The following is a 22,096-nucleotide window of genomic DNA, read 5'->3' on the forward strand; positions in this document are numbered from 1 at the left end:
CGGCATACAGAAAGAGGCATGTTACCAGCCCCAACAAGAACCCACACGCCTAGTGTGGTTTCTAAACCAATGGGTTACAGCGATGCCCAAGCCACCAAACCAAGTGATTGGATAACCGCGTCATCTTCTGGCACCAGCACCTGGCGCTTATTCACCTGCACGATGTCGTCATCACTGAGCCGGGCACGCTTTTCATCTATTAACTGGTGCAGCGACTGCTCCACTTTGGGCACTTGCACCACAAAACGGGCATTGGTTTGAATCACCAGATACTCCGGCTTCACGGCGGAAATAAGCTCAGGGTCTAGGCTACCTGCGCTATGCACAAAAACGACATGCTTAAACAATCGGCAAAGATAGTTAAACGTCGAGTAGCTGGAGGAGGAGCCGAAAATGAGGCAGGTAACTGGGAGTAAGGCCGCTTCATTTACCAAGACCAACAAGCGGCCAAAGTTGGGCAACCCATTATCAAAATACCGGCAGCGGTTGTAGTTGAACGAGCGAAGCGACTGCACCTGGCAACGCTGCTTTGGTTCTAGCTTATTCCCCAGATCCCCGCCGACTGAGCGTGCATGGTAGCTATCCGCTGCGAACTGCGCCTCTATGGCCTCTGCGCTGATTCCAAGTGCCAGTGCCAACTCCTTGGTGGCGGCTAACGCACCCAAGGGTGCCCAGTGGGTATCCGTTTGAATAAAGGCGTCATTCCCCAATGCCGTTAACGCTGGCACGGGGTAAACAAACCGGCTTGCCTCTGGCAGCGCCAGCAGCTGAAAAATAGGCCCTGTACTGCCTTCCGCCACCGGGTGATAGCGCGGCCCCATCACGCTCTCTTTAGAAGGCGCAACGAGCACCGCATAGTGAGCCTGCTGTAAGTTGGCCTGCCGCTCAACTTCCTGCAGGTAGTGCTGCCAAGCGCCTACCCCCTCGGCGGTGAGCAGCAAACGCCCCGCATATTGGTCAACGCTGCCGTTGGTATCGTTATCTAGAAACAGCCAGCCATCCCGCCCTTTCAGCACTTTTAGAACAGAAGGCAGCGGCGTATTACCCTCTTCTTCAATCACAATATCTTTAAGCGGCCAGCGCTGATCATCAATCACCAACCAAAGCTTGAAGCGCTTAACGCGATGAGGAATAGAGAATCGAAACCCGCAATGTCGTTGAGCGTGCTGTGAAGGCTCTGCTTGCAGCACTCTCTCAATCACATCGGGCCTCGCCACCTCCAGCGGATGGCTTAACTCATAAACCGCATCCCAGCCTGCCGCCACACGGGCGCTGCTGAGCACGGCATCGCGTTCTGCACTGTCTGCAAACGCAGCGTCATCAAACAGCACCCAGCCCTGCACCACTCGGCCAGCAGCGACAAAGCACGCCTCGCGCTCTGGTGAAGGATAATCCAACGACCACGCTTTCACCGGAGCGCCTTCCAGGGCATCAGCAGGCCGGTCTGATAAACAGCGTTTTAACCAATTTTTCAAACTACGTTTTAACTCGTGTTTCGTACCCAAACAGTGCATTCCTTGTCTAACCCAGCGATCAGCGACCCACACAACCTAAAACGTGATCATCGCCAAGGTGAATATTCATCACTCAATACCGCATTAACGCCACGAATGACCCAGGGTTGGTGATAAGCGGTCGGTGTACGAGATTAATATCTGTGTTTCACAACCAGGGCTGATAAGCCTTTTGAAGCGCCGCCGCCAGTGCATCGGCAGAAAAATGAGCAAGCGCCCGCTCTCGGCCCGCTTTGCCAAGCTGCTCAACCACATCAGGCGACTGAGCCAAGAACGCGATTTTTTCAGCGACGTTTTCAGCGGTTGAATCCATTGCGTGTGCAACTGGTTGCTCATCTATGTGGCTGCTTCCGCCGAAAGGGATGAGATAACCCGTTTCACCGTCCACCACCAATTCCGGCAGCGCCCCCCAAGCGTAAGCCACGACAGGCCGCGCTGCGGCCATGGCTTCCAGTACAGTTCGGCCAAAAGACTCCTGGAAACGCGAGAGGTTCACCACCACATCCACCTCGGCAAGCGCTTGGACAGGATGTTCCACGTACCCCGCATGCACTAGCGATGACGGTGCCAAGCCTTTACTTACGCGTTCCATAAGCGCGTTCATCGCCGGGGTCTCAGGCCCGTAAAGACGAAACTGCACGTTTATAACGCCTTCTAGGCGCCTCGCGACCGCCTCAATATCGTCCAGCCCCTTTTTGGGCAAGTTGCTGCTCAGCATACCCACGTTGAACACAGGAGATGGCTGGGGAACCGGCAACGTTAATAGCGGTGCCATGTGAATGGTATTGGGCACCACGTAGATGGGTGAGGCATCTTTCAGTGCTTCACCATCAAACGCTTGGGCCACCGCCTGGGAGTTGGCTATCACGATATCCGAGCAGTGATGCACCCGCAGGCGCAGCTCCTCTGCAGTTGCACCAAGCGTAGAGCACAGCGCCGGGTCATGCGCGGGCAGTTCACGGACATGCACTACGGCTGGCACGCCAGCGCGTTTGGCTGCCACCAGCGGCTCATCCAACACCAGGGTATTGGCATGCACCGCCTGTACAGAGTAGCGCCCAATCATCGCCTGAAGGTGAGCCACACACGGCTCTACTGGCACTTTACCCACCTGCCACCAGCCATAAGGCACCACGGCTAATACACAACACCGCGCCAGCAACTCGGCCTCATAATCGGCATTACCGGCCTCAGGGAGCACTACAATGGTGTTCCAGCTCAGCGCCTGCATGGCATCCAACACATCCAGCAAGCTACGTTCTGCACCAAACAGCTGTGAACCTAACTGGTGGGCGCACACCATCACCGTAGGCCTGCCTGCTATCATCGGCTGCCCTTGCCACTCTGGCAGCGCTTCTTGAATAGCCTGCTGCTCTGGCAAATCAGCAACGTGAAGCAGGTAGTGTTCCCAAGGGGCTTGCTCGCTAAGGGATAGGCCTGTTTGCGCCAACGCATTGGCATGGCGGCGGCGGTAACCGCTGGTTGAAAACCCTGGGCCGGGGTCACGCCCTTCTGCTGAACCAGCCCGACAGAAGTGCTCGAAGGGGTCCACCATGGCTTGCTGTAAATCGATATAGCGCGTTAGGTACCAGCCCGCATCGAATAACCCAGAGGCTCTTAACTGGTCTTCCAGCGCCAGCGGGGAGGCGTTTTGTTTACCATCGCGAAGCATAGCAGTAGGCGCATAAAACAGGCGTTGCTGCGGGTAGCGCGGCATATAGAGCGCCGCCGGGGTAGAAGCCGCCTGATGCCAACGCCGTGCAGCCGCCATGTAGTGATACCGAACGCCGGTAAACTGAGAAATAAGATGGGACTCACTGCGCTGGCTAAGCGACTCCGCACTCGCCCTGCCGATCGCTAACGGAACACCCGGCAGTACGTGCTGCACGGCCGATTCCCCATAGGCAGCCACCAAACGCTCCCGGTATTCGGTATCGGCATTGACCTTTACATCATCCCAGTAGCCCAGTGTATCGAGTACCTCACGGCGCACCATCAGCGAAGAAATATTGGGGTACACCCAGCCATACTCGTCTAACCGCCAACGATGAAATAGCAGTGCTGGCGTCGCACGCACCCAATCACTCAACGACGCCTTGGCATGGGGGTGCTGCTCAAGTGCTGCCACTTGCAAACGCAGCTTATCGGGATGCGACCAATCATCGCTATCGTGCACGGTAATGTAATCGCCACGCGCCTGGGCAGCTCCCGTATTACGAGCGGCATAAGCGCCTTGATTCACCTCGTGCTGAATGCATTGCAGGGTGATATGCGGTGGGCAGCGGGCTATCCAGCGTTGTACGCGCGCCGCGGAGTCATCTTGGCTAGCATCATCCACCACCACGATATCTAACCGAACGCCCCGCTGGGCCAGTAAGCACCCCAAGGCCGTATCAATAGACGCCCCGGCATTGAACAGCGGCACAATGACACTCACCAACGGCCAAGCCTGGTCGCTATTAGAGGGCGCAGGCATAGCCACCGCGCACAGGTTATCAATGGTAAGCGGCTGGGACGGCTGCTGAAGCGTTAATTCGCCTAATCCATGGGCCGAAAAAAACCGGTTCAGGTGCTCAAGCCGAGCAGTCTTAAAGTGCTGAGTCGTCGCGGGATCATGCTGCACCCATAACAGATTCGCTCGGGCCAAGGCGGTATCCGGCGAGTTGGGGAACTCACCCTCTAGCGCTTCGACAACTTGGCTAAGTTGAGAGAGCACACTGGGTTCAGCGGCATCACCGGTTAACCGGCAATACGCCTCGGTTAGTAACAGTAAAGTATGTAAACGCTCACGCTCCTGCTGCGCGTGCGCCTGTTGTGGCGGGTGGGCAAGCACGCCGTTAGGCATTAACAGCGCAACCACTTGCCCCCATTGCTCCTGCCAACGGAACCAACGCGCTAGCGCCACCCGAGCCGACAGCTCCTCTTCAGCACTGACCGTTTCATCGCTTAGTAGCCGCTGCAAGCGAGGTAGCATAACCGCCTCGGCACCGCGCCAAAGGGCGTGCTCCCAGGCAATCGCACGATTTTGCTGAGGCAGCCGCCCTTCAAAGCGCCCATGCTGCCAATAGTGCTGCCATGGGTCCATGCCTGCAGCCGCCACATCCGGGTAGCGCGCCAAATACCACTGGGCATCGAACGAAAGCCGAGCCGCCTGCTGCTCTGCACTTTCAGCAGCAGGCTTGCGTGCGAACCAGCGCTTTAACAATTGGCTTAACAACGTGCTTACCGCCTATTCACTAAAAAGGAAAGGGCCCTTACAGGCCCCTTTTACGACAACCGATTTTACAACAACCGATGATGACCGACGGGCCAAGCTTAATCACTGCCAAACAGGTCGCGGGTATACACCTTATCCGCCACGTCTTGTAACTCTTCCACCATACGGTTAGCGAGAATAACGTCGCATGTCTCTTTGAAGGTGGAGAAATCACGAATGACCTTAGAGCCGAAGAACTTCTCTTCCTTCAGCACCGGCTCATACACCACCACTTCGATGCCTTTAGCCTTCAAGCGCTTCATCACGCCTTGCATGGCGCTGGCGCGGAAGTTATCAGACCCCGTTTTCATAATTAAACGGTACACCCCAACCACTTCAGGGTTACGGCGCATTACCGACTCGGCAATAAAATCCTTACGGGTGCGGTTTGCGTCAACGATGGCCTGAATCATATTGTTCGGCACATCCTCGTAGTTGGCGAGCAGCTGCTTGGTGTCTTTAGGCAGGCAGTAGCCGCCGTATCCAAAGCTTGGGTTGTTGTAGTGCTTGCCAATTCGCGGGTCTAGGCCCACGCCTTCAATAATCTGCTTGGCATCTAACCCGTGGGTTTCGGCGTAAGTGTCCAGCTCGTTAAAGTACGCCACGCGCATGGCCAAGTACGTATTGGCAAAGAGCTTGATGGCTTCAGCCTCTGTGCTGTTGGTAAGCAGCACGTCAACCTCTTGCTTAATCGCCCCCTGTTTAAGCAGCTCGGCAAATGTAGCCGCTCGTTCAGAACGCTCACCCACGATGATGCGCGAAGGGTAAAGGTTATCGTGAAGCGCCTTACCTTCCCGCAAAAACTCAGGAGAGAACAGCAGGTTTTCGGTATTAAAGCGTTCAGAGGCCTCTTGGGTATACCCTACCGGCACAGTAGATTTAATCACCATGACCGCATTTGGGTTAATACCCATCACCTGCTGAATCACCGCTTCAACGCTTTTAGTGTTGAAGTAGTTGGTTTGTGGATCGTAATCCGTAGGGGTGGCAATAATTACAAACGCCGCATCTTGGTAAGCGGCTTCGGCATCCAGGGTGGCCGTAAAATGCAGGTCTTCACGCGCCAAAAACGCTGAAATTTCAGCATCATCAATAGGTGATACGCGGTTGTTCAGCAGCTCGACCTTCTCAGGCACGATGTCTACCGCGACCACGTCATGATGCTGGGCCAGAAGCATCGCGTTAGAGAGCCCCACATAACCGGTGCCAGCTACTGCAATCTTCATCCTTAAAATACTCCACCAAAAATCACGTTGATGACGTTACTGTGATGTCATCAAAAAAGGCGCAATCGGTTTTATAACTGCCGTCGTCGTTTCGAGGTGCCCACTCTGGGCTACTGCCCCCATGAAACGTGCTGAAAAGAAGACGCTGAATGTTGCTCTCGGGTGTCACACGATCACGAAAGCGAAGCGCATCGTGCTGGATGACCAGTTTATCATCAACCCAAACATCAATGCTGCCATTACGGGCCGACGCCGGTGTATTCATCTGGACGCGCATGACAATGTGATGATAGCGGCCAGGCTCGAATGAAAAACCATTGGCCACGTCAGTGTCGCCAAACCTACCCGCCATGTCTTGGTGATAAACGTAGGTTTGTAAGCCCCCATCACCACGAAACATCAGGCGAGCGCTCCACCCTTCAGGCGTAATGCCGTCGCCTCCTGTTACCGGGCGTGCAGGGCCTAATCCATGGAGCTTGCCGCCACGAGCAAAATCAAAGCCATCACAAAACCGTACCCAAAACGACAGCTCGTAAACATCGGCGCGAGGAATTCGCGGTGTAGCAACCACCCGCCTACTCCCTCTTTCAAATCCTTGATACTCAACTTTGAGTGCCTGCGTTCCACCCATTCCTTCTAAAGGGACTAAATAGGTTAGAGGATGATCGAGAATGGCTTGCCCTACTGGAGATAGCGGTTTGCTCTCGAAGCGCTCTATAGCATCGTCGAGGGTTGAGGTTGCTTCCCAAGGCTGCCATGCCAATAACAATAAAAAAAGCAAGGTACCAAGGGTTATCCAAAGCTTATTCATCAACTAGTATGCTCAGACACCAAGACGTGTTCTTACTTAAGGCTACAGAGCTGCTTAGCTTAGCTCTTGGATATATTGCAAAGAAAAATCGTCAAAAGCATCTGGTTGCCGACTCCAGGAATGGTTTTCTTTAACAATCTTGGCTGGCACGCCCACAGCAACCACCTTTTCAGGCAGATTTTTTGTGACGATAGCCCCGGTACCTATTACGGATCCTTCACCAATCGTAACGTTGGGAGCTAGGCTTGAATTTCTACCCAACCAAACGTGATCGCCAAGCACCGTGGTTTTCCACTCATCATTAATAATTTTTCCGCTTTCCAGATCCACAATACCGTGCTGATCGGATGTCTGTATTAAAACATCACTAGAAAACATACAGTCAACCCCACACGAAAAACCTGAGTTATTGCAGTAAACACTGATACCATTAGAGGTTGTCTTATCACCAATAGCAACTAATGCTTTTCTAGTAAGGCGCAGCATGTAACTGCCTTTAACATAGTGACCAATAGTCACTTTTTGAGAATGATCGCTCAAAGATATGGAAACATGACCAGCGACAGCCCCAATAGAAACCACAACGCCCGCCAAGGGCTTTTTTCCAGAATGCTGTTTAATACTTATTTTTAGTTTATTATTCTGCAGTGCTGTGACTGTGTGCGACGCCAGTAGCACACGACTACTCGGATCAAAAGAAGCGTTGAACACTACATTGCTAGGCAGACTTTCTTCTAAAAACTCAATCACTTGTTTACCTACTTACCGGTATAAAAGAACATCATGAGCGAGTTTTTTATACTCGTGCCAAATATCGATAGAAGCCAAACCAGCTAGTTTGCTACCGGCATCATTCCAAGGCTTTGCACCGCCTGCATAATGTAGTACTGAAACCTGATCTAGAATTTCCTGGTAGCCTTCATTTTTCAACAACCGGAGATAGCTGTCCTGGTAATTGTATTTAGATGGCGCCATAGCAAAAAGGTCGCTTTTCTTGCCAAAATAATCACTCAGATGACCTTGTTCATGAATGGCAACGCGCTGGCCTGCATACCCCGTTATTTCATCAAAAAACGCATCCGTTAACAAAGCCTCATTGATCAACATCACACCAGAATTAATACGCCGCTTATGCTTTGCATCAAAATCTCCCCTCAGCATATCCAAAAGCTGGTTCTGCACATCGCCTTCTTTCAACGACTGTTGAAATTGAGGGCACGTCACCAGAGGAGTATCTTTCGAGCTATTCAACAATCCTTCCAGTGAACCTAGCACCAACATATCGACATCTAAGAAAAGCAATCGACGAGTGGCCTGTGGTTCAAACACACACCACTTGAGAAAAGTGCCACGATTCCAGTCTGATTTTTCGGGCCTTTTAACGTTATCTCTTGCAAGAGAATAGATAGTGTCTTTTTTACTTCCTCTCAAAAGCACCTGTTTATCAGACACTAGCTTGATAATTGGATCATCAAAAAGCGTCTCATCATCCGAGTAAATCACGATTGGACTATTACAAAGCGCGCCCTGCTTAGCCATACTTGCCAGCATGACTTTGAAGCACTCGACATACCCTTTATCCAGCGCAAAAGCTAAGCTAACCTCAGCATCATCAATAGTTGACACAGCAGGAGAAACGTCCAATAGGCCTTTATGTGCTAGAGCAGCAATTGTCATAGAAAATCTCTTTATTTATGTATACCAAAGCTTCCAAGTATCCAAGCCTATTAGCTCTGGGTAGCCGTCTAAAGTGTAGTCGAGCAACTCTTGCTCTGTAACGTAGTAACTCTCAGCCTGTACAACCTGCCCCATCACAATAGGCTCAACCTTGCCTTGATGTAACATTTCAAAATAGAGGTTGCAGAGTGACTCTGGTTTTTTATGAAAGCTAGGCCAGTGGAACAGCGCCACTTTCTGGCTGCCGTGCTGGCTCACCCAGCGTGCGGCTTGCTGGCAATCTTGCAAGCGGGAGAAATCCCCAGCGATCACGGTATCGAATACCAGCGGCTCGTCTGAACGTTCAAACATGCTGCGGGGGGCTGGGAACGTGCGCTTTTCTTTCGCGTTTTTCACGTGCAAGTTAGCGTGATTGGCGTGCCACCATGCGCAGATTTCACGGTAAATATGCCGTAGCCCAAAGTACACCGTGCGCACATGCGTGGCTTTAGTACGGGTGAGGGAAGACTCTTCATCCAGTGCAAAGGCAAGCGGCGTGTCGCTGTAGATTTTAGCGAATGCCTTTTTGCCGAAGTGCGCCTGCATTCGCCAGATGTACTCGGTGTCGCCGCCGATGCGCACATGGTCCCACTCGCCAATGCTTTCTAACACTTCACGGCGGAACATGAACGATGATTGGCTCCAATGGATAAGCACATTATTAGGCCGCCAGTTTTGGGTAAAGGCCAAATTCTCGTGGGCGCGAATCCAATGGGCAGAGCAGCCTTTCACATCAAGGTGCTGTTCTAAATAGGCCACCTGGGTGGCAATTTTTTGCGGGTGAGACCAGTCATCACTATCGTGGGTGGTGAGTAAATCACCCGTAGCGTAGCTAAGGCCAACATTGCGGGCAGCGTAGGCCCCACCGTTTTTAGTAGGCTGTACGGCTTTTACCCGCGCATCCTGTTTCTCTAACGCCTTGAGTATCTCAAAGGTATTATCGGGCGAGCAGTCATCTACCGCGATGATTTCAATATTTTCATAGGTTTGCGCTAACAACGATTCAATCGCAATGCGCACCTGCTCACCGGCATTATAGATAGGCATCACAATCGAGACTTTCAAACGCCCTTTCACCTTCGCCGCAGGCAGGCCCACTACATTACTCATCGAAAGCGGCTTGGCTCTATCTTTCAGCCGTATGCCAGAAAAGCCATGCACAGCATAGGCTTGATTGATGAGCGCGATGCGCTGCTGATCGTCTTCTGCAGCGTTGGCTAACGCAAATTTAGCATCTGCATCGTTGGGGTTTTGTTGCACATACGCTTGCAGCTCTGTGTACGCCTCTTTTGGCTGCCCCAGCATCAGCAAGCAGAAATAGACCAAGTACACCGTTTCTTTACGTGACCGATTTGCCTTCGCCAGTTGTTGCATTTGCTTAGCTAGCGCTAGAGCCTCTTCAAATTCGCCACAGAAATAACGCCATCTAGCGATATGCCACAACGCCCACCAGCGAGACACCTCTGTATTGCTATCATCACGGTGCAGAGCCTCCAAGGCTTTCAGCGCCGATTCAGAGTGGCCATTCCAGAGTTGAATGGCTAAGTTGGAGGTTTCAGATACATTCTTCTCTTTGCTTTTCTCTTTGCTTTTCTCTTTTTTATTTTTTCTATATAAAAAATGAATAAGTGGGTTTTCACGTTTAACTGAGAGCTTAAAATTAGCCGAAAGATAAGCACTTCCATTAAAACTTGCAGACGGATAAAAATCCAGGCACCAGCCAACAACCAAATAGTGAAAAACCACGTCGACTTCGCTATCTAACCAGTCTTTATAGCTTTCTCTATACCAGTTTTCATCTACCAACCCTGAATCAGCGATCCGCTGATATTTCTTAAGATGCGTCTTAGGGTATAAAACAATAAAAGCATTTTTCAGCAGCTGATTTACAAATAATGAATCATCAATCTTTCTTAGCGAAAATGCCAAATTTACACAAATTGGTGCCAAGTTACCATGCTGCGCCAATGCATCTATATAGTACTGAGCAGCCTGTTTATAAGCGCCATCACGCAGTAGCTCATTACCTTTTTGAAACAGCATAATAATCAAGCCTAGTATTAAAATAAAAGCCTACTTAGCAATAGGCAGATGAATAAGAGCTAATAAAATTAGTAACGGCCGTATCGTGCCACCTAAGTAATCACGAGGTACATAGATGTTCACACCGTTTGAGGCAAAGAATTCGCAATATGTTGTGCACACCACTCAGCAAGAGAAGCATCGCTGGCTTCCACCATTACCCGAATCAACGGTTCTGTACCAGACTTACGCAGCAAGACGCGTCCTTCGGCACCTAGCTTTAACTCGGCTTCTTGCAGAGCTTGCTGCACATCTCGGCTCGCGAGCGGATCCCCTTCGTCAGCTTTAAATCGCACGTTAACCAATACCTGTGGCAACTTCTGCATGCCCTGCTTCGCCATAAACAGCGTATTACTTTGATTGAGTAACGAGGTAAGCACACGTAGTGAGGCAATAATAGCATCACCCGTGGAGGCGTGGTCTAGGCTTAGCAGGTGCCCAGAGCCTTCCCCACCTAAACGCCAACCAGTGGCTTTAAGCTGTTCCATCACATAGCGGTCGCCCACCTGAGCACGCACAAACAGTATATCTAATGTATTCAAGGCTTGCTCTAGCCCTAAATTGCTCATCTGCGTGCCCACTACACCACCAGTGTAGCCCGCCTGCTTGGCATCTTTTGCTAACAGGAATAACAGTTCATCACCATCTACTACGGTGCCTGTGTGGTCCACCATCATTAAGCGGTCTGCATCGCCATCCAGCGCAATACCCAAATCCGCTTCATGGGCCAGCACTGCCCCACATAGGCTACCCATTGAGGTTGCGCCACACTTGGCATTGATATTCACGCCATTAGGCTGGTCGTGAATACTGATCACCTCTGCGCCTAACTCTCTATACACGGCCGGAGCCACTTTGTAGCCTGCACCGTTCGCGCAATCGACCACTATCTTAAGGCCCTGCAAACTTAACGAGCTGGGCAACACAGCTTTGCAATACTCGATGTAACGACCAGCGGCATCATCAACACGGCGAGCTTTACCTAACGCTTCCGATTCCACACATTCCATTCCGCCTTCTAAGGCAATATGCAGCATGGCTTCAATTTCTTGCTCCTGAACATCGGTCAGCTTAAAGCCGCCCTGGCCGAAAATTTTAATGCCGTTATCGTAAAACGGGTTATGAGACGCACTGATCACCACGCCCGCATCGGCCCGAAACGTAGAGGTAAGGTATGCCACCGCAGGCGTAGGCAGCGGGCCTACCAACGCAATATTCACACCCGCTGCTGAAAAACCCGCTTCTAAAGCAGATTCCAGCATATAACCGCTGGCACGTGTATCTTTCCCGATAAGAACTTCTTTAACGCCTTCAGCACCCAATACCTTACCGGCCGCCCAGCCTAGCTTCATAGCAAAGGCCGGTGTCATCGGGAATTCGCCTACACGGCCGCGAACGCCGTCGGTGCCAAAATAGTGTCGCATGATTTAAAAACCTAAAAATAGATGATGAGGAGTACAAAATGAAAATTAGTCGTGAAGGGGTGAAAGACCACAGTGAATGCGCGTGCTGTAACGTGCAAAAGGGCAAGTTCGGAGGGCAGTGCATCGCCACTCAGGTAACGCCACAACATTATCAGTTATGACCATCAAACCAGTAGGATGTTGGGCGAAGTTCAGCTTTTGGGATCGAAAATTTCCCTTCAATATCTTTCGTGGGAGAAAGAATGATCCGGTCTGGAAGGTTAGCAATCACCCAAGCGTTTTCAATTTTCCATATATCTTCTGTCAACATGGCAGCTAACTGAAAATTATGCTCCTCACCTAGCTTATCTATCACCTTTTCAGTCACTATAAAATCGCCTTGATAATGGCCTATTCGAATGAGCGCGACAGCACTGTTATTAATATTAGCGAAAAATAGAGCAAGTAATGAAATAGCAACTAAGCCAGAGGCAAGATAACTAATCACACCCTGCCGCCAGTGCACACTCAATACTATAACCATGCAATAAAGAAAATATCCCACTAAAACCAGAGATAGGCCTAAACCGCCTGCTTCAGTACTTTGATATGCTAATTTACCTATCAATAAGAGTCCGTAGCAAAGCAGCGCAAACAGAACTGTAAGTATCAACAGAAGTGATAGAACATAGCCTATCCACCCAATTCCTTGATTATCATCCCACCATTTCTTTTTAGGCGGGCCTCCATGAAAAAAATAAAACATGGCAGTTTGCATAGTTAGCAACGCAATAAAAAGTGTAACTTGCAAAAAAATCGGCACATCAAGCCAGAGCAATAAAGAGAAAAAAATAAACGGGGAAAAACACAATATAAGATGAAAAAACCATATTGGGATACAACTCGTATTTTCTCTATAACGAGAACTAGGGTCACTCAAGATCTTAAGCATAGAAGGAATCATTAGAAAAAGACCAACTAGCCAAACCGAAAACGCCAGGGCAACAGCAGCAGCAACTAGCAGATGCTGTGGAGATCCTAAAACATTTACAATCTCATAGCCAATCTCAAAGCCATTCAAATAATGCCATACTAGCGCAAAACCTATCACAATACCGATAGCTGTACCTAAAGTTAACAGGTTAGCTGAAGCGGAGAGCCAGCAACTTGCCCGCTCAATATCTTGAAAACGAATAGAAGGTACTTTTAAAGAATTCTTGTTCAACTCGCCTTACTCCACAGTGACACTTTTAGCCAAATTGCGCGGCTTATCCACATCGGTGCCTTTTACCAACGCTACGTGATAAGAGAACAACTGAAGTGCCACCACGTGCAGCACGGGAGAAAGCAAGCCGTAGTGTTCTGGCATTGCCAGTACATTCACTCCTTCAGATGGCTTCACTGTGCTATCACCATCGGCAAACACATACAGCTGACCACCGCGGGCACTCACTTCCTGCATGTTGGCTTTTAGCTTTTCCAGCATTTCATCGTTGGGGGCCACCACCACCACGGGCATTTCGGCATCGACCAGGGCGAGCGGGCCGTGTTTCAGCTCCCCTGCTGGGTAGGCTTCTGCGTGAATGTAGGAGATCTCTTTAAGTTTCAGCGCGCCTTCCAAGGCAACCGGGAAGTGGCGGCCACGGCCTAAAAACAGCGCATGGTGTTTATTGGCAAATTGCTGTGACCAAGCTTGAATGCTAGGTTCTAACTTCAACACCTTTTCAACCGCAATGGGCAGGTGGCGCAGTTCTTCTAGGTAAGCCTTTTCATCGGCTTCTAATAGCCGCTGCTTGCCCTTCGCCAGCAGCAAGGTAAGCAAAAACAGCGCAGCCAACTGAGTGGTAAACGCCTTAGTAGAGGCCACGCCAATTTCTGGCCCTGCACGGGTAATAAACCGCAGAGCGGTTTCACGCACAATGGCGGATTCTGGCACGTTACAGATGGCCAACGTATGGGTGTGGCCCAGCGTTTTGGCGTGCTGTAACGCAGCTAGCGTATCTGCGGTTTCACCAGATTGAGATATTACTACCACCAGCTGGTTCGGGTTGGGCACACTCACGCGGTAGCGGTATTCGCTGGCAATTTCCACGTTGCAAGGAATACCGGACACTTGCTCTATCCAGTACTTGGCAGTCATGCCCGCATAGCTTGATGTACCACAAGCCAAGATCAATACAGAATCTACCTGCTCAAACACGGCCTGAGCATCGGCCCCAAAAATACCGGGGTGCAGCTGCCCTGCCCCGCTGAGCATTTCCAGCGTATTGCCTAGCGCTTGGGGCTGCTCAAACATCTCTTTTTGCATGTGGTGGTTAAACTCACCCAGTTCTACCGCATTGGCAGAAAGGTGAGAGGTAACGACATCTCGCTTAACAGGTTGGCCAACAGCATCTACCACCACCACCGCATCACGGGTTAAACGGGCAACATCCCCATTTTCCAGATACATCATTTGCTGAGTGACTGAGAGCAGCGCAGAGGCATCAGATGCGGCGTAGTGGCCCTCTTCCGTAATGCCCAGCATCAGCGGCGAGCCTTCACGGGCCACCACGAGGCCATCCGGCTCTTCTTCACTGACGACCGCCAGAGCAAACGCCCCGGTTAAATGCTTGACCGCACATTGAACAGCTGAAAACAGGTTTTCTGCGGGTTCGCCTATTTCACCTTTAAAGCACGCTTGAATAAGGTGAGCGATAGTTTCGGTGTCGGTATCTGATGTAAACACATAGCCCAACGCCTGTAACTGTTCACGCAGGGCTTCGTAGTTTTCGATAATGCCGTTATGCACCACGGCCAAGCCTGCCGAGATATGCGGGTGGGCATTACGCTCTGCGGGCACCCCGTGGGTTGCCCAACGGGTATGGGCAATGCCGATAGTACCGCTAAGTGCCTGTTGTTTAACACGTGTTTCAAGCTCAGTTACCCTGCCCTTAGCCCGAGCACGCACCAATGTTCCAGAAGTATCTAACACCGCTAATCCGGCAGAGTCATATCCACGGTACTCAAGAACCTTCAAGCCCGAGAGCAAAAAAGGGTTACATTCCATTGCGCCCACGGCGCCGACGATTCCGCACATACCTATTTATTTCCCACTTAAAACTTAAAAAGTCTATGGCCCACTCACCTATAAGCGGGGTCATCACCTAAAATAGCACAACAAAATATTAATTATTATTAGAATTACCTTTGTCGCGAGACTCAGGCAAAGAGAAGTCAAGACCAAAGGCACGTTCGGGGTGGTCGTCACTTGTAGCTGAAAATAAAAGCCCGGCACTTTGTTCCAGCGTCTCATCCATCGCCCATAACCCGTTATCCGTAACGCCTTGAGGCTCTTCAAAACTCAGCTTGCCAGGCATCTTTATCGTCGAATGCGGATAAAGCCACTCTATAGTTACGTCATACTTAGCTGACAACTCAGTCAATTCTTGCCTGTATGATGTATTGGCAAGGCCTTCTGTATACAGCTTACTGCCCTTGGGAAGGTCAATAAACAACGGTATCAACTCCGCAACGCTTATTCCAATATCTACAAGAAACTGCCCCCTGATCAGTACATGGACCACTGAGTGTAAGTGCTGTATTAAAGATCTTAGCGTTGTCTCAAACTCATAAGCGCTAGAAACACTATGCATACTCATACAGCGAGAAAGAACTTGAGATCCTTCACCAATACTCTGATAGCATTGCTTGAACGAAAAGGCTTGGCCTTGTGCATAGAGAACATTTAAATGCCCTCGATGACTTTGTTTAAGCTTACGAGCAATCGCAAACGCTGATAAATCGCCGCCCAGCTGAAGAATGCTTTTAGGTTCTTCATCCGCAACGACTTGTAACAAGGGAGCAAGATTAAGATCAGAGTAGCCCAACCATGCACCGCCTAATTGATTGGCAACTGCCGTATACTGGCTCGGCAGCCCTAGTGCTTCATCAACAGCTGACTCTGCTCGATAGCCTTCAACAGGCTTTTTGACAAACAAACCCGTCGCCGCTTTCTTCTCGGGAACCTTTCTTTCACGAACAAAGCCCTTAACTTCAATAGACTCAGCTTTTTCGTTAAAAGGAAACTCAGTGTAGGGCTCAGGGGTATACCATACTTCGTCAACTTTCTTACCATTCTCCAAAAGGTAAAATGCATACTCAACATCTTCTGAAAAAAAGCGGCTATCTTTCTCAGTACTAACTTTCACCTTACCATCGCTCTTATGAGCCGATAGAGATACCGCATATTTTATTGTTCCATCCATAGGCCAACGGCCTGCCTGACTTTCAACTAGAAGTGTGCCCGCATACTCGATTGCTCGCATGACAAACAGAGGATTTGCGAAGTTCTTAATATTTGTAAAGTAGTGGTCATGCCCAGCAGCAAAAATTCGAAAATAGCCTAGCTCAGACAATTCCCGATCAATACTCCCTCCAAGATAGTGCTCTACTTGTACAATTGCAGGAGAATGTAAAAGGGTCTGCTTAGCTCCGTGAACAACATTCAGCTCATGACCTTCAACATCAATTTTTATCCCCAACACTTTACCTTTCAGGCCTTCTAATCCATCAACTGAAACCGCCTCAACATCCGTAAATTCATTGAAAAGTCTGGAGTCATGAATTGACGAATCTAAAACACCGTTGACGCCTGCCATGGGAGCATGGGTAGCAAATTTTAGTATTGTTTCCTTCTCAGAAATAGCATAATTACTCGGCTGGACTTTACCACCAACCCCATTAAGCAAAATATTTTTTTCTAATGCTTTGTAAGCGACTTGCTCCGGCTCAAAGGCATAGATGGTATCTACTGAATCTGCGAGTGTAGATAGCAAACTGTACATACCAACATTAGCCCCGATATCTAACACAATTTGAGCCTGAGAAAACTCTAGAAAGCTCAAAAATAGAAAAGGCTGAAATGGTTCTTGCTTCAGTGTCAGTTTATAGCGTTCCTGAGATGCCTCAGTCCAAAGAAAACAATTCATCCAGCCCTCTACTTAGCTTTTATTTTGCGTGGCATAGCTTAATGATCATGCTTAACGCAGCACTCTAGTTTATACAAAACATGAAAAACTAGTTCACTTGCCCGATTCTCGCTATCAGACTCTGCATAGCAGCGTAATTCAGGCGCATTTCCTGATGGCCGCAAATGCACAATATCACCGTTGTCCAAGGTAACTCGCAGGCCATCAGTGGTATCTACCCGGATAATTTGGCAATCCAAGCCCAGCGCCGCCTGCATAGCAGGAAGGTCTGACTGCCAGCGGACCAGAAGAGACTGGCTCTGTTTAGTAGGGAAGTTCTTGACCCGGTCACTGTAGGTATAGCGCTCTGGCAGCCCGGCTACTAGAGCCGAAAGCGGTTTACTCTCACGAGCAGCCGCCACCATCAGGGTTAGCGCGGGGAGCAATGCATCTCGGGTTGGTAACGAGACAAGCCCACGCTCTACTGCTGTCACTGGACTACCCAACATAAAGCCTCCGTTCGCCTCGAAACCTGCGACACGCTCATGTTCCACGGCCAACTGCGCCATCCCAGCTAATACATAAGGAGAGCCAATGCGCGTACGTAAGACTTTATTAAATGCCTTGCACAATTCAATGGCAGTATTACAGCTAACAGGTATTGCAAGCGCCTGGATTCCTAGCGCTCGAGCGCACAACAGGCCGACAATATCGCCACGTAGCCAATGACCTTGCTCATCGGCCAACAACGGTCGGTCTCCATCACCGTCGGTTGTCAGTAATGCATCAAGGTGATATTTACGTGCCCAGTCTCTTCCTCTGGCGCGATCTTGATCGCTGACAGCTTCCGTATCTACCGGGACAAACTGTTCGCTGCGGCCGAGCACCACCACTTCAGCTCCAAGATCCTCAAGTACTCGCTGGTTTAGGTCTCGACCAGCTGCAGAATGTTGATAAAGCCCAATGCGCCGACCAAGTAGCGGTTGACCAAAAAACCACTCACTGTAGCGTGCTCTGTAGCTGTCTGAGGCACGGTTGCTCACGATCTCACGCTTGACATCAGACAGGGAAGGTAATGCCTTTGCAACCTGCATGATGGCTTGCTCATCTGCCTTCGTAATCTCACCGTCCGGCCGATAAAACTTAATCCCGTTGCGATCAAAGGGAATATGGCTACCAGTAATCATAATAGCCGGCACACCATCGGCCATGGCTTGGAGAGCTAGTGCTGGCGTTGGAAGCACACCGTAGTCGGTTACCTGAACACCTAACGCCCGGGCAGCAGCAGTACATGCTGCAGCCATCGCTGGGCTGCTGGGGCGGCGATCAAGCCCGATGGCTAACTGATTGATTTCACCTTGTTCTCGCATAACGTATAAAAAGGCGGCCGTGAAGGCCGCACAAACATCATCAGTGAACCGCTCAACCAACCCGCGTGCCCCGCTGGTGCCAAAAGCCACCCCACTTTCCGCCAAAACCTCGTTGATATTGGGAGACTTCATGATTAGCAACGCCCGTAGCTATCTTCAAAGCGCACGATATCATCCTCGCCCAAGTACTCGCCGCTCTGCACTTCAATCATCACTAGCGGAATGATTCCTGGGTTCTCCAGGCGGTGCTTATGGCCGGAAGGAATATAGGTCGACTCGTTAGTACGCAGCAGAATCTCCTGATCACCGTTGACCACCTTGGCGGTGCCGCGGACCACAATCCAGTGTTCACTACGATGATGATGCATTTGAAGGGAAAGCGAAGCACCGGGTTTTACTTCAATGCGCTTCATCTTAAAACCTTCGCCTTCTTCCAGCACGGTATAGGTGCCCCAAGGGCGATGTGCGGTGACATGGTGCTGATGCAACTCACCACCACTGGCCTTGAGTCGCTGGACGATTTTTTTCACTTCCTGGCTGCGATCTTTGTGGGCCACCAGCAGCGCGTCGGGAGTATCCACTATTATCAGATCTTCAACGCCTACTGCAGCGGTAAGACGATGAGGGCTACGAATGTAGGTATTGAGACTTCCCTCTACTTCAGCCTTACCAACAATTCGGTTTCCTGATTCATCTGGCTCCACGAGCCCAGCCATAGCCTGCCAAGAGCCGATATCGCTCCATCCTAGGTCACACGGAACTACCGCAACTCGGTCAGATTTCTCCATTAAGGCATAGTCAATAGAATCGTCTTTAACAGCTCCGAAAGTCTCAGGCATCAAGCGTGTGACGGTATGTCCTGTACCTTCGCTACAACTCGCCGCTTCCAGGGCTAATGACACGCACTGCAACAAGTCTGGGTCATGAGAATCCAGCTCTTCCAGCAACGTGCCCACACGGAAGCAGAACATGCCAGAGTTCCAAAGGTGTCGGCCACCTGCTAGATACTGCTGAGCCAGTTCATGGTCAGGCTTCTCAACGAAACGGGCAACCTTCAGCACTTGATTCGCAGTCACATCACTACCTTCTTGCACCTCAATGTAACCAAAGCCGGTTTCTGCATGAGTGGGCTGAATACCGAAGGTTACTAACTGCCCATTTTCGGCAGCTTTACTAGCTAAAGCTACTGCTTTGGTAAAAGCGGCGTCATTTCGAACTAAATGATCTGCTGGCAATACCAACATTAATGCATCGTCGCCATATCTATTTTTTAATTCTAGAGCTCCTGCACACATGGCTGGGGCAGTATTGCGCCCAAAGGGCTCAAGCAGATAATGGAGTGGCATAGAGGGGAATAAATCTCTGTATTCATCCTCAGTGCGAAAGAAGAGCTCATAGTTAGTAACCGTCATTACACTTTCAACATCATCAATCCCATTAGCACGCAAAAATGTTTTCTGAAGAAGTGATAAACCATCTTCTATTTTAATGAATGGCTTGGGATTAGACTCACGAGAAACAGGCCAAAGTCGCGACCCCGCCCCTCCTGCTATGATTAAAATATGCATTTCTTTCACCTAATTTATTCTAGAACACTTTGACATACCACTAATATAGATTAGAGGTAACCTACCAACAAAATCGCTACAAAATTTTTGAAAACCTGGAATAATAATCCATAAACATGGTATTAAATTCATCATCACTCAACCTTCTTAAAGGCAGAAAAGTACTCCTATATTGATGAATATTCTCAGGTGTAATAGAGTCAACCACTTTACCTGGGACACCTACAACTACTGAAAAGGGTGGAACACTTTTAGTTAGCACACAGTTTTGCCCAATAATAGAAAATGCACCTACTACAACAGCTCCAACAATCTTCACACCAGCAGAAAGATAAACGCAATCTTCCAAAAGAGGGGTACTTGTCAAATCGCCATTTAATTTTTTTCTACCAAAATCTCTTTTTGCACCTAATGTAACATTAGCACCAATAGTACAATGATCACCAACCTCTACATCTTTATGCAATATAACACCAATACCCCCATAAGCAAATCTAGTATTATTTCCCAAAACTGAATCAAATGGTATTGCGCTATTATGAAGAAGATAGTTTAGCGCTTCACATTTTTTAGCCATTTCAACGTTACCTTCTTCAAGATATCGCCGACCTCTTAAATATATCCTGTAGGCATTTGGAACTTCTCGCTCTAAAAAGTCACCAAAAAACTCGAAATAAGGATCAACCAACTTATCCATCAAAACAATCCATCCAAATAGAACAGTTCATTTAGAAATTTAATCATCTCGTTTCAAAGCGATTTAATACTGATCGCATAAGACATCATCCCTTTACCTCCAGATACATGCAGGCTATCACCTTCGACTGATAAAGAGTGACCGATACAACGACTAGTTTTCTTAATTACTATTGGCAATGATTCCGATGAAAAAGAAAACAAAAGCTTGTGACCCTTTTCATTTTGAAGTACGAAAGCAGCAGGATTCAACTCATCAACATAAACCCCTGGAGCAAAACTATAATATATACTCCAATCTTTTTCTGAAAAAATATTCTCAGAAATTATAAATTCATTCTCATAAGCAGAAGCAATTCTAGAGTGGCTTGCATTATCATACCGAATAAAGCCACTAACACCACTTCTGTCAGAAACAATGTCAACCATTTTATGACTGTATTCACCAACATCGTTAATAGCTAACGAATTATGACCCATTAAAGCTCTAAACCAATTATATCGTTGCTTATCACCATACTTATATGGCCCCCCAGCATCAGCCAAAACTGGACCAAATTCTGAACACCATAGATCTATATGCAATGGTGAATAATGACCATGGCCACTCTCAGCATTATGATCTAACATTAAGAATTGAAACTTTTCATCCTTAGACTTTCCGCGATAGAAACCTAGCTTATCCAATCTCGCCCAATAACCACTTAAATCAGAATCAGAAACATTAAACTTTTTTTGAAAACTACTTAACTTCAAGCCATAAGGAGTATCGCCACTGGCAGGCAATGTATCATCAGGAAACGCTATTGCATTAATATGATGAAGAAGTTTTTTGTGCACATCATCGACATCAAAGTCAATCCTAATTGATAGTCCAGAAAGTGTTTTCATCACTTTCTCGACAACATTAATATCAAAAAAGCAATATGATATGCACTGCTCTCTTGCAAACCCAGTTTCTATATCTATCAGATCATGACAAAAATTTGAAATATGACTTGCAAACTCTGCAACTTTTTCGTCATTGCACTTATAATGGTAATAAACAAACGAGGCTAAAAAATGAAATAGGCGATGATTATTATTAAGCCACCTATCACTGCGCACCAGTTTTTCTATATAACCATATGTCTTTTCAAGATGATCCTCAAACTTCTTCCAATTTATACGAAATCGCAGCTCGTCTATTAGTAACAACTCAATTATAACGCAAAGCCGCTCACATACAGCATGATCATCCCATAGCATGTTCCAAGCACCGGTGCGCTCATCTTCAGCTGGGATATCAAAAATATTTGATACTACACTTAAAGCTGCAGCAACTTTTGCCTCATCACCTTGAACCAGGATAGGCACAACCCAAGCAAGTGAATAAAAATAAAGCTGTATAGTCTTATCTTCTTTATCTATTGTGTTATATAAATTGCCAGAATTAGGCACAAAAAGCGGTTTGTGATTTGGATGAACGAGTATCTCTACACCTCCATCTTTCTCAACCATTACGC

15 protein-coding genes are annotated in these 22,096 nt (G+C 48.7%); all 15 read right to left on the minus strand.

Annotated features, from left to right (window positions below):
* Nucleotides 1–74 precede the first annotated feature (74 nt).
* A complete protein-coding gene (locus FRH_RS17955) occupies nt 75–1,475 on the minus strand; it encodes a hypothetical protein (RefSeq protein WP_281997423.1) in 1,401 nt (466 codons plus the stop codon).
* A 187-nt stretch (nt 1,476–1,662) separates the two neighbouring features.
* On the minus strand, nt 1,663–4,731 hold the full coding sequence (locus FRH_RS17960) for a glycosyltransferase (RefSeq protein ID WP_281997424.1): 3,069 nt from the start codon (nt 4,729–4,731) through the stop codon (nt 1,663–1,665).
* 98 nt (nt 4,732–4,829) lie between these two features.
* Nucleotides 4,830–5,996, minus strand: coding sequence for a nucleotide sugar dehydrogenase (locus FRH_RS17965; protein ID WP_281997425.1), 1,167 nt, complete (start codon nt 5,994–5,996; stop codon nt 4,830–4,832).
* Between the two features lie 22 nt (nt 5,997–6,018).
* On the minus strand, nt 6,019–6,807 hold the full coding sequence (locus FRH_RS17970; protein ID WP_281997426.1) for a polysaccharide lyase: 789 nt from the start codon (nt 6,805–6,807) through the stop codon (nt 6,019–6,021).
* 54 nt (nt 6,808–6,861) lie between these two features.
* Complete coding sequence (locus tag FRH_RS17975) at nt 6,862–7,557, minus strand: acyltransferase (protein WP_281997427.1); 696 nt, start codon at nt 7,555–7,557, stop codon at nt 6,862–6,864.
* Between the two features lie 12 nt (nt 7,558–7,569).
* Nucleotides 7,570–8,484, minus strand: coding sequence for a glycosyltransferase (locus FRH_RS17980; RefSeq protein WP_281997428.1), 915 nt, complete (start codon nt 8,482–8,484; stop codon nt 7,570–7,572).
* A 15-nt stretch (nt 8,485–8,499) separates the two neighbouring features.
* Nucleotides 8,500–10,566, minus strand: a complete 2,067-nt coding sequence (locus tag FRH_RS17985) for a glycosyltransferase (RefSeq protein ID WP_281997429.1) — start codon at nt 10,564–10,566, stop codon at nt 8,500–8,502.
* A 119-nt stretch (nt 10,567–10,685) separates the two neighbouring features.
* Entirely contained in the window at nt 10,686–12,029 is a 1,344-nt protein-coding gene (glmM, locus tag FRH_RS17990; protein ID WP_281997430.1) for a phosphoglucosamine mutase, read from the minus strand.
* 151 nt (nt 12,030–12,180) lie between these two features.
* Nucleotides 12,181–13,233, minus strand: a complete 1,053-nt coding sequence (locus FRH_RS17995) for a hypothetical protein (protein WP_281997431.1) — start codon at nt 13,231–13,233, stop codon at nt 12,181–12,183.
* A 6-nt stretch (nt 13,234–13,239) separates the two neighbouring features.
* The gene (gene glmS / locus FRH_RS18000; protein WP_281997432.1) at nt 13,240–15,087 is read right to left on the minus strand and encodes a glutamine--fructose-6-phosphate transaminase (isomerizing); all 1,848 of its coding nucleotides are present in this window, start codon (nt 15,085–15,087) and stop codon (nt 13,240–13,242) included.
* Between the two features lie 88 nt (nt 15,088–15,175).
* Nucleotides 15,176–16,978: an FkbM family methyltransferase gene (locus tag FRH_RS18005; protein WP_281997433.1), complete on the minus strand. Its 1,803-nt coding sequence runs from the start codon at nt 16,976–16,978 to the stop codon at nt 15,176–15,178.
* A gap of 38 nt (nt 16,979–17,016) precedes the next feature.
* Nucleotides 17,017–18,459, minus strand: coding sequence for a phosphomannomutase (locus tag FRH_RS18010; protein ID WP_281997434.1), 1,443 nt, complete (start codon nt 18,457–18,459; stop codon nt 17,017–17,019).
* A gap of 2 nt (nt 18,460–18,461) precedes the next feature.
* A complete protein-coding gene (locus FRH_RS18015; RefSeq protein ID WP_281997435.1) occupies nt 18,462–19,895 on the minus strand; it encodes a mannose-1-phosphate guanylyltransferase/mannose-6-phosphate isomerase in 1,434 nt (477 codons plus the stop codon).
* A gap of 76 nt (nt 19,896–19,971) precedes the next feature.
* Nucleotides 19,972–20,592: a hypothetical protein gene (locus tag FRH_RS18020; protein ID WP_281997436.1), complete on the minus strand. Its 621-nt coding sequence runs from the start codon at nt 20,590–20,592 to the stop codon at nt 19,972–19,974.
* A gap of 53 nt (nt 20,593–20,645) precedes the next feature.
* A complete protein-coding gene (locus FRH_RS18025) occupies nt 20,646–22,091 on the minus strand; it encodes a heparinase II/III family protein (RefSeq protein WP_281997437.1) in 1,446 nt (481 codons plus the stop codon).
* Between the last annotated feature and the right edge of the window lie 5 nt (nt 22,092–22,096).

This window comes from Halomonas sp. A020 (genome assembly GCF_027943625.1).
Taxonomy (GTDB): Bacteria; Pseudomonadota; Gammaproteobacteria; order Pseudomonadales; family Halomonadaceae; genus Vreelandella; species Vreelandella piezotolerans.